Source organism: Dactylosporangium sp. NPDC050688 (genome assembly GCF_040654515.1).
Taxonomy (GTDB): domain Bacteria; phylum Actinomycetota; class Actinomycetes; order Mycobacteriales; family Micromonosporaceae; genus Dactylosporangium.
This window is the reverse complement of the sequence record NZ_JBFAIC010000034.1, coordinates 1-14,606: the sequence shown is the minus strand read 5'-3', so window position 1 is coordinate 14,606 and position 14,606 is coordinate 1. Positions and strand designations below refer to the sequence as shown.

The following is a 14,606-nucleotide window of genomic DNA, read 5'->3' as shown; positions in this document are numbered from 1 at the left end:
CCCGCAACAAGCGGTTGACCTGCACTGATGCGCAACATCACGGCGGACGGTGGCCCGTGCCACAGCCCGCTCCTAGCGTCGGCTCGCACTCGCCGCCGGCGCCACGGAAACCCACCGGCGGTGGCAGTGCACCGACTGGAGGGTGTGGTGAGAAGACTCTGGGCCGCCATCGCGGCCAGCAGCATGGCCGTCGTCGGCGCGGTCACCGTGATCGGGCTCAACAGCTCGGCCGAGGCGGCCGTCGGCGGCACCGGCACCGGTTACCTGAGCACGCGCGGCAACCAGCTCATCGACGCCGGCGGCAACCCGGTGCGGCTGACCGGCATCAACTGGTTCGGGATGGAGACCGACAACAAGACGTTCCACGGGCTGTGGGCCCGGCCCTGGCGCGACCACATCGACCAGATGGCCAGCCTCGGCTACAACACGCTGCGGGTACCGTTCTCCGAGGATGCCCTGAAGCCGGGCGCGACCGCCAACAGCGTGGACGGCTACACCAACCCGGACCTGCAGGGCCTGACGCCGCTGCAGATCCTGGACAAGGTCGTCGCGTACGCGGGCACCAAGGGCATGCGCATCCTGCTGGACCGGCACCGCCCGACCAGCGCCGGGCAGAGCGCGCTGTGGTACGTCGCGGCGACGCCCGAGTCGGCCTGGATCAGCAACTGGCGCTCGCTCGCCCAGCACTACGCGAACAACCCGACCGTCATCGGTGCGGACCTGCACAACGAGCCGCACGCGGACGGCACCGACCCCGACGGCACCGGCGCGTGCTGGGGCTGCGGCGACGTGAACCGGGACTGGCGCCTGGCGGCCGAGCGGGCCGGCAACGCCATCCTCGAGGTGAACCCGAACTGGCTCATCGTCGTGGAGGGCGTCAGCTGCCCCAGCGGCGGCAACGCCAACGCCTGGGACAACATCCCCGACGAGCCGTGCGGCTGGTGGGGCGGCAACCTGTCGAAGGCCGGGCAGTACCCGGTCCGGCTCAACAAGCCGAACAAGCTCGTCTACTCCGCGCACGAGTACGCGAACTCGGTGTTCCACCAGGCGTGGTTCGACGACCCGACGTTCCCGAACAACCTGCCGGGGATCTGGGACCAGTTCTGGGGCTACCTCGAGAAGCAGAACATCGCCCCGGTGCTGCTGGGCGAGTTCGGCTCGACGCTGCAGAACCCGCAGGACGTCGTGTGGCTGAAGAAGCTCATGGAGTACACAGGCACCGGCGTCACCGGCATGGACTTCACGTACTGGTCGTGGAACCCGAACTCCGGTGACACGGGCGGCATCGTCGCCGACGACTGGAAGACCGTCAACCAGCAGAAGCAGTCGATCCTGCAGCCGTACCTCATCCCGCCCGTCGGCGGGACCAACCCGACCGGCTCGGTGTCGGCATCGGTGTCGGCATCGGTGTCGGTGTCGGCGTCGGTCTCGACGTCCCCGTCGGGCAACACGGGCACCGGCGCCTGCACCGCGACGGTCCGCATCGACAACGCGTGGCAGGGCGGCTACCAGGCGGCGGTGACGGTGAAGAACACCGGCACCTCGGCCGCGAACCCGTTCTCCATCACCTGGACCGTGCCGTCCGGGGTGACGCTGAGCAGCGGCTGGAACGCCACCGTCACGCAGTCCGGCACCACGTTCACCGCGGCCGGGCCGACCTGGGCGCCGTCCCTGGCGGCGGGCGCGTCGGTGACGATCGGGTACACCGCCAACGGGCCGTCGACACCGGGCCCGAGCGCGTTCAAGCTCAACGGCACCGCCTGCTCGTAGAGGGGGAAAGGCGCGCCCCGCGGGGGATCCACCGCGGGGCGCGCCGCCGTCTGCAGAGGGTCACACCCACCCGCCGCCCTGATCACCGTGATCAGCGCCAACCGGGTGTTTCGATCCGATAGGCGTCGACCAGGTCGAGCAGGGCGCGGAGCGCGGCGCTGGCCCGGCGCGCCGAGCCGGTCGCCACCCCGAACGTCCAGCGCAGCGGCGCCCCGGTGACCTGCAGCGCGCGCACGCCGTCCACCTCCCCGGCAGCGAACCGCGGGAGGAGGGCGACGCCGAGGCCGTTGCGCACGTACTGGGCGACGGTGGCGATGTCGGCGACCTCCAGCGCGACCCGCCGCCGCAGACCCGCGGCGGCGAAGCCCCGGTCGACCTCGGTGCGGTTGCCGTAGCCGGGCGGCGAGTCGACGAACGGCTCGTCGGCCAGGTCATCGAGGGTCACCGCGTGCCGGCTGGCGAGCGGGTGCCCGGCCGGCAGCACCGCGACGATCGGCTCCGCCGCGAGGACCCGCAGCGACAGGCCCGCCGGCGGGCGTCCGGCCAGGGACAGGAACGCCACGTCGAGCTCGCCCTCCAGCAGCGACCGGGCCAGGCCCGCCGAGCCGGACGGGGCGGCCCGCAGCCGCAGGTCGACGGCCGGGTGCTCGGCGCGGAACTGCCCGAGCAACCCGGGCAGGTCGACGAACCCGACCGAGATCAGCGTGCCGATGCGCAGCGTGCCACGCAGCCCGCCGCGGACCTCGTCGACCACGTCCCGGGCGGCCTGGGCGGCGTCGATCGTGGCCCGGGCCGCGGGCAGCAGCGCGGCGCCGGCGTCGGTGAGCGCGACCCGCTGCGAGGTGCGCTCGAACAGCGGCACCCCCAGCTCCCGCTCCAGCGACCGGATCGCGGCGGAGACGCCGGACTGCACCACCCGCAGCCGCGCCGCCGCCCGGGAGAAGTTGCGCTCCTCGGCGACCGTCACGAAGTACACCAGATGCCGCAGCTCCATCACGATTGATGATAGAGGCCAGCACGAACATTCGTCGCCGATGCTGATCCGCGCGCGGCACGGTCGGAGGCATGACCAGCGTGCTGACCCGCCCCGCTCCGCAGGGGCTCCGCTCCGCCCGGCACGAGCGGGGGTTCTGGACGATCGCGGCCGCGTTCGCGGTGTCCCTGGCGTTCACCGTCGTGCCGACCCCGCTGTGGGCGATCTACCAGCGCCACGACGGCTACTCGACGATCGCGGTCACGGTCGCCTTCGCCGCGTACGCGGTCGGGGTCATCGTCAGCCTCTTCCTCGCCGGCCACCTGTCGGACCGCTGGGGGCGGCGGCGGGTGCTGGTGCCGGCGATCCTGCTCGAGGCGGCCGCCGCGGTGCTGTTCCTGACCTCCACGTCGCTCGGCGTGGTGATCGTCGCCCGGGTCCTGTCCGGCCTCGGCGTCGGCATGCTCACCGCGACGGCGACCGCGCACCTGGCGGAGCTGCACGCCACGGCCCGCCCGGGCACCGGCCGCGGCCGCGCCGACCTGGTGGCGACCGTGGCGAACCTCGGCGGGTTCGCGTTCGGGCCGCTCGTCGCGGGCCTGCTCGCCCAGTACCTCACCGCCCCGCTGCGCACCTCCTACGCCGTGTTCCTGGTGCTGCTGCTGGCAGCCGCCGGCGCGGTCTCCCGGGTCCCCGAGACGGTCACGGTGCTGCCGCAGCGGCAGCGGTACCGCCCGCAGCGCGTCGCCGTGCCCACCGCGGCCCGTCCCCGCTACTTCGCCGCCGGCGGTAGCGCGTTCGCGGCGCTGTCGGTGCTGGGGCTGTTCACGTCGCTCGCGCCGGCCTTCGTCGGCGGCACCCTGCACCACCCGTCCCGGGCCCTCGCCGGGCTGGTCGCCTCGATGGTGTTCGCCAGCGGTGCGATCGCGCAGGTGCTGCTGCGCCGCGAGCCCGTCCGCCGCCAGGCGGCCGGTGGCCTGGTGCTGATGACCGCGGGCCTGCTCACCCTGACCGCCGGGGTGTGGGCGGCGAGCCTGCCGGTCTTCCTGCTCGGCGGCGTGGTCGCCGGCGGCGGCGCGGGCGTCCTGCTCAAGGGCGCCGTGTCCACGGTCGCCGACCTGGCGCCGCCGGCCACCCGCGGCGAGGCCGTCGCCGGGGTGTTCCTCGGCGGATACCTGGGGCTGACCGTGCCCGTCCTCGGCCTGGGCGTGGCGACGCAGTACCTGCCGGCAAGGGTGGCGCTGCTCGGCTTCGCCGCCGCCGTCATCCTGGTGATCGGCGCGGTCAGCCGCCGCCTGCTGCGCCGCTAGGGCCGACGCTGTGCGACGGCAGGACCGCCAGGCCGGCGCTTCGGGAGTCGGCGACCTGCCGGGCGAGGTCCTTCACCGGCGCGCTGGTGCCGTTGCTCAGTTCCGAGCGGGCCAGGCTCGCCAGTTGTTCGAGGTGCTCGCGCAGGCACGCGGCGGCCTTCCGGTCGAACTCCGCGCCCGCGGCCGCGCCGATCGCGGCGAGGGTGTCGGCGTCGACCAGCCCCGGCATCCGGTGCCCCGCGTACGGGTTGGTGGCGTCCAGACCGGCCTTCGCCCGCAGCGCCTTGAGCTGCTCGATCTCGCTGGTGTACCGGGAGCGCAGCTGCGCGGCGAGCCGGGTCAGCGCGGGGTCGGCCGAGCGCTGCGACACCAGGTCGAGCACCGGCAGCAACTGCTCGTCCATCGGGATCATCAACTGGACCCAGGCGATGTCCGTGCCGCCGAAGTCGCCGGCCGCGGCGGGCGCGCCCGTCGCGGCCGCCGGCGGGCCCGGGTCCGCCGGGTCCGCGGCACAGCCGGCGGCGGCGAGGATGACGGCCGCCGCGAGCAGCACCGTCCAGGGCAGCCGCCTGGCGGGGCGGCGGGGTCTGTCGGGCACGGCTGCTGACTCCTTCCGAGGGCGCGTCCGTCGTGCCGCGCGGCGGCGGGCGGAGCCCGCCCGGCCGCGGTCCCGCAGTTGCGGCGGTCAGGGCGCCCAGAGCCCTCGGCGACCGCCGCAACTGCGGTATCGGTGCACGGGACGGTCGCTGCCGCGCTCGTCCCGCCGGCGGCGACCCCAACCCGGTCGCCGTCGTGACGTGCTGGTGGAGCCTCCGGTCATGCCCGGACGCCACACCCGGCCGGCGCGGTGGGCGCGGTCCGCGGGCCGTGGGAACGGCCTCAGCGCACCCCGCGCCCACCGGACAAGTCGTTTCGAGCAGCCCCCGCCTGGATGACCAACCCGAACGGCCGGTCCTGCGGCGTCGGTCGGGTGACCCAGCCCACCCCGTCGACCCGCGCCCGGATCGTGTGGCCGTCCACCCCGGCGCTGCTCCCCACCGGCACCCGACCGGTTGGAGAGCGCTCTCCGTAAGGGAAGTTTCCCGCTCACCCCGGCGGGTGTCAACACCCACCTGAGCACGGCTGGCCAGTTGACGAACCGCCCGCCAGGAGGCAAACTCTTCCCGTCTGGGAGAGCGCTCTCCGAGATGCGAGCCCGCACATCCTTTCGCCATTCCGCAAGGCCGGCGCCATCAGCCAGCGCCGTCGCCCGGCACGAGACTGCCGGCGCGCGTCACTGACTCCAGGTCGCGGCGCGCGCCGGTTCGCCCAGCCGGGCCGCCCAGCCGGGCCGCCGCCCCGCCGCGGGACAGCGCCCCGAACCGCCCACGCGTCCCCGGCGCCCCACCCTCCACCACAGGGTCCGAGCCGCGCGAGGCGCGGCACCGGCTCAGATCGGCAGCAGCACCTGCGCCAAGGTGTGCGCGCCGATCGCCGCCATCGCCGGGTGGTCCGCCGAGCTCGCCGCGATCGCCGAACCGATGCTCAGCGCCCACCCCCGCGCCCGCCGCCAGGTCGCCGCGTCGACCGGCACGAGGGCGGACAGCGCCGTGCGGAAGGCAGCACGGCCCGGCGGGTCGAACACGGTCCAGGCGGCCGCGAGGTCGGTCGCCGGGTCGCCGGCGGTCAGGTCGCCGAAGTCGATGAGTGCGGCGAGGCGCCCGTCGTCGCCGACGAGGAGGTTCGCCGGGTGCGAGTCGGCGTGCAGCCACACCGGCGGGCCCGTCCACGGCGGCGCGGCGAGGGCCTCGGACCAGACCCGGTGCAGCCCCGCCCGGTCGGCGGCGGCGAGGGTGTCGAGGCGCTGCCGTACCGCGGCCGCCCGGGACGCCAGGGGCACTCCCCGGAACGCGTTGCCCGGCGCGGACGGCGGGGCCGGGACGTGCAGGGCGGCGAGGCAGCAGGCCAGGTCGGCGGCGAAGGCGGCGCGCCGCGGGACCGGGACCGTGCCGGCGGGGCGGCCGGGCAGCCACGGGTTGATGCTCCACGGCCACGGGTACGCCCCGGCCGGCGCGCCCACCGCCACCGGGACGGGCACGGGCACCGGCAGCAGGGCCGCCAGGTGCGGCAGCCAGCACTGCTCGTTGACCAGCAGCGGCACCGCGACGGCGCGCCGGGGCAGGCGCACCGACCACGACGAGCCGAGCCGGAACACGGCGTTGTCCCAGCCGCTGGCGGCCAGGCGCAGCGGTCCGGCGTAGGTCGGGTGCTGTGCGCGTACCAGCGACGCCACCATCGACTCGGTGACCGCCACCTCGGCGGGCGGCGTCGTCACGCCGTCACCTCCGCTGCGCTCCGGCGCCGCCGCGAGCCAAGACTGCGCCTCTGGTTCGCGGCCCGAGCCGCTCCGCTGGCCGCTCACGTCGTCACCTCCGCTGCGCTCCGGCGCCGCCGCGAGCCAAGACTGCGCCCATGGTTCGCGGCCCGAGCCGCTCCGCTGGCCGCTCACGTCGTCACCTCCGCTGCGCTCCGGCGCCGCCGCGAGCCAAGACTGCGCCTCTGGTTCGCGGCCCGAGCCGCTCCGCTGGCCGCTCACGCCGACTGGCGCACGACGAGCTTCGGGTCGAAGATGACCGACTCCACCCGCAGCGACGGTTCGTCGATGCGGGCGAGCACCAGCCGGGCCGCCTCAGCCGCCATGTCCTCCAGGGGGTGCCGGACGGTGGTGAGCTGCGGGCGGGCGTCCAGCGCGGCGCTGCTGTCGTCGAAGCCGACGACCGCCACGTCGTCGGGGACCCGCAGCTCGCGGCCGCGCAGCGCCATGACGGCGGCCTGGGCCATGACGTCGTTGGCGACGAACACCCCGTCGAGCTCCGGCTGGCGCTCGATGAGCTCCAGCATCGCGGTCTCGCCCGACTCGTAGGTGAACCCGCCCTCGACCGTCGGGAACCAGGCGTGGCCGTGCCGGGCGAGGGCCTGCCGGAAGCCGGTGAGCCGGTCCTGGCTGGCGGGCACGTGCGCGGGGCCGGTGATCATGCCGAGGCGGGTGCAGCCGCGGCCGATGAGGTGCTCGGCGGCCAGGCCGCCGCCGGCGTCGTTGGCGAGGTCCACATAGCTGATCGGCACCGGCTGGGCCGGCCGGCCGACGAGCGCCGCGGCGATGCCACCCTCGTAGAGCTGCTGCGGCAGCGTGTCGTCGGGGTGCAGCGACAGCACGACCGCGCCGTCGGCCTGGCCCTGGCCGAGGTCGCCGACGAGCCGGGTCCGGGCCTCGTCGGTGCCGACGATCTGCAGCGCCAGCTGGATGCCCTTGGGGCGCAGCACCGACATGACGCCGCCGACGATCCGGCCGAAGAACGGGTCGGCGAAGAAGCGCCGCATGAAGGGGTCGTCGTCGTGGCTGACGGCGTCGGACACGACGAGGGCGACCGTGCCGCTGCGGCGGGTCACGAGCGAGCGAGCCGCGCGGTTGGGCACGTAGCCGGTGGCGTCGACGGCCTGCCACACGATGGCGTGCAGCTTCGGGTCGACGTTGCGAACACCGTTGATGACGCGCGACACCGTGGCCCGGGAGACGCCGGCGGCTTCCGCGACGTCCTCAAGGGTGGGTTTGCGGGCCGAACGTGGATCGCTCATGGCCGGTTTTATAGCACGGAGCATGGAGAGCGCTCTCCACTACATAGCATGAAATTCATTGAAAAATACAGACGAAAGGGCGGGCGGCCGGAGCCGCCCGCCCGAGTCGCGATACTTACCGGTACACCCCGAACTCCCACAGTGAGTAGCCGTAGGTGGTGGCCCGTGCGGTGCCGTTCATGCGCACGTAGCGGGCGTTGCCGTTGACGTTGATCTCGTCGAAGCCGCCGTTGCCGGTGGTCGTCGAGTAGATCGTCGTCCAGTTGTTGTTGTCGTCGGACGTCTGGATCTGGTAACCGGTCGCGTACGCCGCCTCCCAGGCCAGGAAGACCTTGTTGAAGGTCTGCTTGCTGCCCAGGTCGACCGTGCACCACGCGGTGGCGACCCACTCCGACGCCCAGCGGGTGCCGTAGTTGTTGTCGGTCGCGTAGGACGGCAGCTGCGGGCCGTTGGTGCCGGTCGGCTGGTAGGTCGACGCGGTCACGGTCTTGCCCTGCGCGATGTTGGTGCCGGCGATGACCGGCGGCACCACCCGGAACGACTTCGTCTCGATGCCGACGTTGCCCTGGCCGTCGAAGGCGTAGACGTAGACCTTCCACACGCCGAGGGTCTCCGGAGCGGTCACCGTGAAGGTGGAGCCGTTCTCGGTGAACCTGACGTTGCGGAAGCCGGTGTTCCCGGTGATGTGCTTGTCGCTGATCATCACGTTGTACCGGATGGTGTCGTTGTTCGGGTCGGTCGCGGCGACGTTCACGGTGAACGTGCCACCGGCGGGCACGGCGGTCTGGTTGCCGACCGTCATGCTGGTGATCTCCGGTGCCGTGTTCGCCAGCGGCGTGCCGGTGTATGCCTGCTTCAGCGCACCGTACCCGAGCCGGCGCCAGCCGCCGGGGTACGTGTTGAGCCAGACGCCGCCGAAGTCGTTCTCCAGGCCGTAGTGGAACTCGGTCGCGCCGAGCGCCACGCCGGGGTGGCTCTTGATGGCGTTCCAGCTGGCCGTGTAGCCCGCCCGCTTCTGCAGGTCGGTCGGCTCGGTCGGCACGCCGTTGACGTCGTTCGGGACCTCCCACTCACCGGCCGGGCCGGCCTCGGTGACCACGTACGGCTTGGTGTAGCCGCCGGCGATCCAGTCCGGCTTGATGTTGCCGATCGCGCCGTACGAGTTCACCGCGAGCAGGTCCAGCGCCGGGGAGTTGTTCTTGTAGTAGGGCCAGGCGCCGGTGTACGCGTCGGTCGAGGTGACCGGGTGGTTCGGGTCGGCGGCGTGGATCGCGATCGCCAGCTCGTTGACGTACTGGGCGTACGCCACGCGGCGGGCCTCGACCTCGGCGGCGGACAGGCCGTGGTCCTGCATGGTGAGGATGACCTCGTTGCCGACGTCCCACATCAGCACGCCCGGGTGGTTCTTGAGCGCGTTGACCCGGTTCACGATCTCGGTCTTGGTGTTGTTCTTGTACGCGGTGTCGTTGACGTAGTCGGCGCCCTGGTTGAGCCAGTGCCCGACGATCACCTTGATGCCCTGCTGCGCGGCCCGGTTGAGCAGCGTCGGGGTGTTCGCGTCGTCCACGCCCCAGGTGCGGATCGTGTTGACGCCCATGTTCTTCAGGTCGCGCATGTACCCGTCGGCGGCGGCCTGCGGCGGGCCGTAGGTGAGGCCCTTGACCTCGTACGGCTGGCCGTTGACCTGCAGCTGCCAGTTGCCCTGCGAGCCGGTGACCCGCACGACGCTCGGGCCGGCCGGGGTGGCCGGGTCGGTCATCGCGGCCGGGGTGGTGCCGGTCTGCTTGGCCACCGTGACCGAGTCGACGGACAGGATGCCGCCGGACGTGGTCTGCGGGGTCGGCACGGTGTAGCCGGCGACGGCGTTCGGCCACGCGCCGCCGATGGCCAGGTCGAGGCGCAGGTAGAAGCCGTGGTTGACGGCCGCGTTCCACGCGGTGACGCCGACCTGGCTCTTGCGCACGATCCACGACTGCTTGCCGTCGAGGTAGAAGCGGATCTCCTCGTCGGTCTTCGTGCGGTCGATGACCTGGGTGTACTCGTGGTAGCCGGTCTGGCAGCCGGTGCAGCTGGCCAGGCCCGAGGTGCGGCCGTTGTACTCGCCGCAGGGCCCGTCGGGCGCGGTGCCGCAGTGCAGGGTCTGCGACAGCTGGCTGCGGCCGTTGGCGTCGGTCATGATGTCGGTCTCGCCGACGCTCGGCCAGTTGTTGTAGTTGCCGCGGTAAGCGGCGCCGGTGGCCCGGAAGCCCGGCCAGTAGCCGTCACCGTTGGCGACGTCCGGCTGCTTGAGCACGGCGGTGAACTTGACCAGCTCGCCGGCCGCGGCCTGGAAGTCGGTCCGCTGGGTCTCGATGCGGCCCGACGTCCACGCGCCGGCGCCGTCCCGGATGGCCCTGATGTTGAGCTTGCCGGTGCCGTCGAGGTAGACGTTGGCGGTCGACGCGCTGGCCGTCTCGACCGAGCCGGTGCCCCAGTTCGCCGCGCCGCCCGGGTACTGCGTGCCGGTGCGCAGCAGCCAGTTGGCCGCGCTCGGCGAGGTGTTGGCCGGGCCGTCGAACGTGTCGGTCCAGACGGTGGTCCAGTTGGGGTCCGGCGACGGCGACGTGCTCGGCGTCGGGCTGCTGCTGGTCGGCGGGGTGGTCGTGGTGCCGCCGCCGGTGGAGATCTTGAACTCCCACAGCGAGTACCCGTAGCCGCCGGGGCGGGCGGTGCCGTACATGCGCACGTACCGGCCGGCGCCCGTCACCGGGATGGTCTGGGTGCCGCCCGTGCCGGTGCTGGTGGCGTAGACGTCGGTCCAGCTGGTGGCGTTGTCGGAGAGCTGGATCTGGAAGGCCTTGCCGTAGGCGCCCTCCCACTGCAGCACGACCTGGCAGATGTTCTGCTTGCTGCCCAGGTCCACCTGCAGCCACTGCGGGTCGCTGAACTGGCTGCTCCACCGGGTGCCGGCGTCGCCGTCGACCGCGGCGGAGGCCGACAGGCCGGCGCCCTCGATGCTGGAGGCGGTGGCGGTCTTGCCCTGCGCGGCGTTGGTGGCGGTGTCGCACGTGCCCGGGTTGGTGGTGCCGTCGAGCGAGCCGTACACCTTGAACTCGAACAGCGAGTAGCCGTAGCCGGTGCCGCGCTCGGTGCCGCTCATGCGCACGTAGCGGCCGGAGCCGGAGACGTTGAGCGTCTGCGTGCCGCCGGCGCCCGTCGTGGTGGTGTAGATGTCGGTCCAGGTGGAGTCGTTCGTCGACGTCTGGATCTTGAAGGACTTGCCGTAGGCGCCCTCCCACTGCAGCACGACCTGGCTGATAGTGGCGGGACCACCCAGGTCGATGCGGATCCACTGCGGGTCACTCCACTGGCTGCTCCAGCGGGTGCCGTCGTTGCCGTCGTTGACGAAGCTGGCGGCCACGTCGGGCGCCTGGTCCGACGACGACGTGACGGGCTTGCCCTGCGAGATCAGGCTGTCCGCGGCGCGCGCGAACGGCGCGACGACGACAGCGATGGCGGCGACGACGGCGAGGACCAGGGCAATACGCCATCGCGAACTGAGCAATCTCCGCCAGGCGGGGGCGGAAGCGTGTGCCGGATGCACGTGAGCTCCTTGCTGAGGGGTGAGGAGGCGCGGCGGGCGGTTTTGGAGAGCGCTCTCCAATTGGTCGCAGTGTTGCCCCGCTGTTTCCCGCGTGTCAAGAGTCCTGAATTTCTTTGGTGGCATTTTGTCCGGTACGCCCGGAAGCGCGCCCGGCGGCACCTTGACACCCGGACACGCCACGTCGCAGTCTGGTCACACGGCTTGGAGAGCGCTCTCCAAGCCTCCTATCTGTTGACGTACGGGGAAGTGGTGGTGGGTGTGAGCACGACAGCGGTGCAGACCGCGAGGGGTGTCCTGACGTTCCCCTCGGACTTCTGGTGGGGCGCGGCGACCGCGGCCTACCAGATCGAGGGATCCGTGGACGCCGACGGCCGCACCCCGTCGATCTGGGACACCTTCTCCGCCCAGCCCGGCCGCATCGACAACGGCGACACCGGCGCCCGCACCACCGGGCACTACCTGCGCTACCGCGACGACGTCGCGCTGATGCGGCAGTTGGGGCTGTCGGCGTACCGGTTCTCGATCGCGTGGCCGCGCGTGCGCCCCGCCGGCGGCACCGGCGTCAACGAGGCCGGCCTCGGCTTCTACGACCGCCTCGTCGACGAACTGCTCGCCGCCGGCGTGCGACCGACCGCGACGCTGTACCACTGGGACCTGCCGCAGGAACTGGAGGACGCCGGCGGGTGGACCAACCGGGACACCGCGCTGCGCTTCGGCGACTACGCGGCGGCCGTCGCGGCCCGGCTCGGCGACCGCGTCGCGCTGTGGAACACGCTGAACGAGCCCTGGTGCTCGGCGTTCCTCGGGTACGGCACCGGCGCGCACGCCCCCGGGCGGCACGGCCACCTCAACGCCCTGGTCGCCACGCACCACCTGCTGCTGGCGCACGGCCTGGGCGTGGCGGCGCTGCGCTCGGCCGGCGTGACCGGCCAGGTGTCGGTGGCCCTGAACGCGGGGGCCGTCCGTCCCTTCACCGACGCCCCGGCGGACCTGGACGCCGCTCGGCGCATCGACGGCCTGCTCAACCGCATCTTCTTCGACCCGATCCTGCGCGGCTCATACCCCGCCGACACCGTCGCCGACATTGCCGACATTACTGATATGTCGTATGTGCGCCCTGGCGACCTGGAGGTGGTGGCGCAGCCGATCGACGCGGTGTGCGTGAACTACTACCAGCCCGACCTGGTCAGCGCCGCCACCGGCGGCACCCTCGACGAGGGCACCCCCTACCCGACCGCGCAGCACGTACGCTTCCACCCGACCCCGGGGCCCGTCACGCACATGGGCTGGTCGGTGGACCCGACCGGGCTGCGCGACCTGCTCCTGCGCATCCGCCGCGACTACGGCGACCGCCCTCTCTACGTCACCGAGAACGGCGCCGCCTACGACGACCGGCTCACCCCCGACGGCGCGATCCACGACCCCGAGCGCATCGCCTACCTGCAGGGGCACCTGGCCGCCGTGCACGAGGCCATCACCGCCGGGGTGGACCTGCGCGGGTACTTCGCCTGGTCGCTGCTGGACAACTTCGAGTGGGCGTTCGGCTTCAGCCGCCGCTTCGGCCTGATCCACGTGGACTACGACTCGCTCGCCCGCACGGTGAAGTCCTCGGGGCACTGGTTCGCCGCGGCCATTGCCCGCAACGCCATCGACGCTCCATGACCTGACGTCGTCGGCTCCGGCCACTTCGTGCTGCGCGGCCCCGACCGCCCCCGGCGGTCGGGGCCTCTTGCCGGCTCAGGCGGGGACCGTGCGCCGCACGCTGATGAAAAATGTCTCGATCCGCCGCACCACGTGCATCAGGCTGTCGAAGTCGACCGGCTTGGTGATGTACGTGTCCACCCGCAGCTCACGGCTGCGCAGGTAGTCCTCCTCCGTGGCGGAGCTGGTGAGGACCACCACGGGGATGTCGTTGAGCGCCGGGTCGGCGTGGATCGCGGCCAGGACCGCCCGGCCGTCGATGACCGGCAGGTTGAGGTCCAGCAGCACGATGTCGGGCCGGGCCGCGCCGGCATGAACCCCCTCCCGGCGCAGGAACCGCAGCGCGTCCGCCCCGTCGGTGCACACCGTCAGCCGGTTGGACACCTTATGCTCGGCAAACGCCTCCCGCGTGATGAGCACGTCTCCCGGATCGTCCTCGACCAGCAGGATCTCGATCGGCACGCCGGACGGCGCGTCGTCTGCGGTGCTCATCGAGCGGCCTCCCAACAGCATGTTCCGGCCCAACGATAACGCCTGCCGCAAGACCGGCTACGGTCATACAGCGACCCATGAAGTGGAGATTTGTCGGATGGCGTTCACGATCTCGACGTTCGGTGGGCGCAGCGTGGTCCGGGCGGACGGCGAACTCGACGTCAGCACCGCACCAGCGCTGCGCCAGACGATCACCACCGCCCTCGACGAGGGCGACGGCAAGGTCGTCATCGACCTGACGGCGGTCACCTTCATGGACTCCACCACCCTCGGCGTACTCATCGGCGCCCACAACCGGGTCCGCGAGATCGGCGGCGCCCTCGGCCTGGTCTGCTCCGACGAACGGGTCCGCCGGGTCTTCAGCATCACCGGCCTGGACAAGGTCTTCACGCTGCACGACACGGTCCCGGACGCGGTGACCGCCCTGACCTGACCTCGGACCGGCACACCGTAGCGCCGCCTCCCCGCCCGGCTCGGCCGATCCTGCCGGTTGATCTTGCTCAGTTGATCGAAGTCGCCCCGTGGTCATCCAGACGGCCAGGACACGACCTCGATCCACCACGGAGGTCCGACTGGCGGTACAGTGCCCACCGGATACCGCACGCGCGAAAATGCCGCACGCCGGCGCAGGCAGTGCCAACGGCAACGGGCATGGAAGGCTCCCGGGACGGGAACCCCTCTGCCGGCCCCCGGCGCCAACCACGCCGAAGCCAGCGCTGCGGCCAGTGACGTTGCCCACGGCAGGACAACGCCGGCAGCGCGAAGCCCAACAGGCAACGCTGGCAGCGCCACCGGCCGCCGACCGGCCGCCGACCGGCCGCCGACCGGCTCACTTGCGATCTTGCCCGCTTGATCGAAGTCGCGCCGTGGTCATCCCAGACGACCAGGACCATCCTTCGATCACAAGCAGCGGCGGAAGACCGCGGTCCGAGCACCGCGCCCGCCACACCGGACGACCGCGAGCGCCGCCGCCCATGATCGAAGCACCGCAATGGCCACCCCGACGACCAGGGCTGTCCTTCGATCACGAGCGGCAGCGGAAGATCGCGGTCCGGGCGCCGGCACTGCCGGTCCCGCAATCGACGGACTTGGCTTTGGAGCTAAACGCGGAGTGGCACCACCGAATGACGACCTCGACGGCGGCCGACCATGTGAGAGCGGC

10 protein-coding genes are annotated in these 14,606 nt (G+C 72.4%); 4 read left to right on the top strand and 6 right to left on the bottom strand.

Annotated elements, in window-relative coordinates:
• Positions 1-183: 183 nt before the first annotated feature.
• On the top strand, positions 184-1,770 hold the full coding sequence (locus AB0H83_RS28505; protein ID WP_360099905.1) for a cellulase family glycosylhydrolase: 1,587 nt from the start codon (positions 184-186) through the stop codon (positions 1,768-1,770).
• A gap of 91 nt (positions 1,771-1,861) precedes the next feature.
• Here the strand turns inward: AB0H83_RS28505 and AB0H83_RS28500 are convergent, their stop codons facing one another.
• Positions 1,862-2,764, bottom strand: coding sequence for a LysR family transcriptional regulator (locus tag AB0H83_RS28500; protein ID WP_360099723.1), 903 nt, complete (start codon positions 2,762-2,764; stop codon positions 1,862-1,864).
• Between the two features lie 71 nt (positions 2,765-2,835).
• Between AB0H83_RS28500 and AB0H83_RS28495 the strand changes: the two genes are divergently transcribed.
• Positions 2,836-4,053, top strand: coding sequence for an MFS transporter (locus tag AB0H83_RS28495; protein WP_360099721.1), 1,218 nt, complete (start codon positions 2,836-2,838; stop codon positions 4,051-4,053).
• Here the strand turns inward: AB0H83_RS28495 and AB0H83_RS28490 are convergent.
• From AB0H83_RS28490 to AB0H83_RS28475, 4 genes are all read right to left on the bottom strand, one after another.
• A complete protein-coding gene (locus AB0H83_RS28490) occupies positions 4,028-4,651 on the bottom strand; it encodes a DUF305 domain-containing protein (protein ID WP_360099719.1) in 624 nt (207 codons plus the stop codon). The two genes, AB0H83_RS28495 and AB0H83_RS28490, sit on opposite strands and share 26 nt — an antisense overlap.
• 831 nt (positions 4,652-5,482) lie before the next feature.
• On the bottom strand, positions 5,483-6,367 hold the full coding sequence (locus AB0H83_RS28485; protein ID WP_360099717.1) for an aminoglycoside phosphotransferase family protein: 885 nt from the start codon (positions 6,365-6,367) through the stop codon (positions 5,483-5,485).
• Positions 6,368-6,624: 257 nt separating this feature from the next.
• Positions 6,625-7,668, bottom strand: coding sequence for a LacI family DNA-binding transcriptional regulator (locus tag AB0H83_RS28480; RefSeq protein WP_360099715.1), 1,044 nt, complete (start codon positions 7,666-7,668; stop codon positions 6,625-6,627).
• Between the two features lie 115 nt (positions 7,669-7,783).
• Positions 7,784-11,251: a discoidin domain-containing protein gene (locus AB0H83_RS28475; RefSeq protein WP_360099713.1), complete on the bottom strand. Its 3,468-nt coding sequence runs from the start codon at positions 11,249-11,251 to the stop codon at positions 7,784-7,786.
• 258 nt (positions 11,252-11,509) lie between these two features.
• On the opposite strand from AB0H83_RS28475, the gene AB0H83_RS28470 reads away from it, so the two are divergent.
• The gene (locus tag AB0H83_RS28470; protein ID WP_360099711.1) at positions 11,510-12,913 is read left to right on the top strand and encodes a GH1 family beta-glucosidase; all 1,404 of its coding nucleotides are present in this window, start codon (positions 11,510-11,512) and stop codon (positions 12,911-12,913) included.
• A gap of 75 nt (positions 12,914-12,988) precedes the next feature.
• Here the strand turns inward: AB0H83_RS28470 and AB0H83_RS28465 are convergent, their stop codons facing one another.
• Positions 12,989-13,444, bottom strand: coding sequence for a response regulator (locus tag AB0H83_RS28465; RefSeq protein WP_360099708.1), 456 nt, complete (start codon positions 13,442-13,444; stop codon positions 12,989-12,991).
• Between the two features lie 97 nt (positions 13,445-13,541).
• Between AB0H83_RS28465 and AB0H83_RS28460 the strand changes: the two genes are divergently transcribed.
• Positions 13,542-13,877, top strand: coding sequence for an STAS domain-containing protein (locus AB0H83_RS28460; protein ID WP_360099706.1), 336 nt, complete (start codon positions 13,542-13,544; stop codon positions 13,875-13,877).
• The last annotated feature ends 729 nt before the right edge of the window (positions 13,878-14,606 follow it).

Bases quoted from the DNA above. Each gene is read 5' to 3' on its own strand.
- AB0H83_RS28505 (WP_360099905.1), top strand. From the start codon at position 184: ATGGCCGTCGTCGGCGCGGTCACCGTGATCGGGCTCAACAGCTCGGCC.
- AB0H83_RS28500 (WP_360099723.1), bottom strand. From the start codon at position 2,764: ATGGAGCTGCGGCATCTGGTGTACTTCGTGACGGTCGCCGAGGAGCGC.
- AB0H83_RS28495 (WP_360099721.1), top strand. From the start codon at position 2,836: ATGACCAGCGTGCTGACCCGCCCCGCTCCGCAGGGGCTCCGCTCCGCC.
- AB0H83_RS28480 (WP_360099715.1), bottom strand. From the start codon at position 7,668: ATGAGCGATCCACGTTCGGCCCGCAAACCCACCCTTGAGGACGTCGCG.
- AB0H83_RS28465 (WP_360099708.1), bottom strand. From the start codon at position 13,444: ATGAGCACCGCAGACGACGCGCCGTCCGGCGTGCCGATCGAGATCCTG.
- AB0H83_RS28460 (WP_360099706.1), top strand. From the start codon at position 13,542: ATGGCGTTCACGATCTCGACGTTCGGTGGGCGCAGCGTGGTCCGGGCG.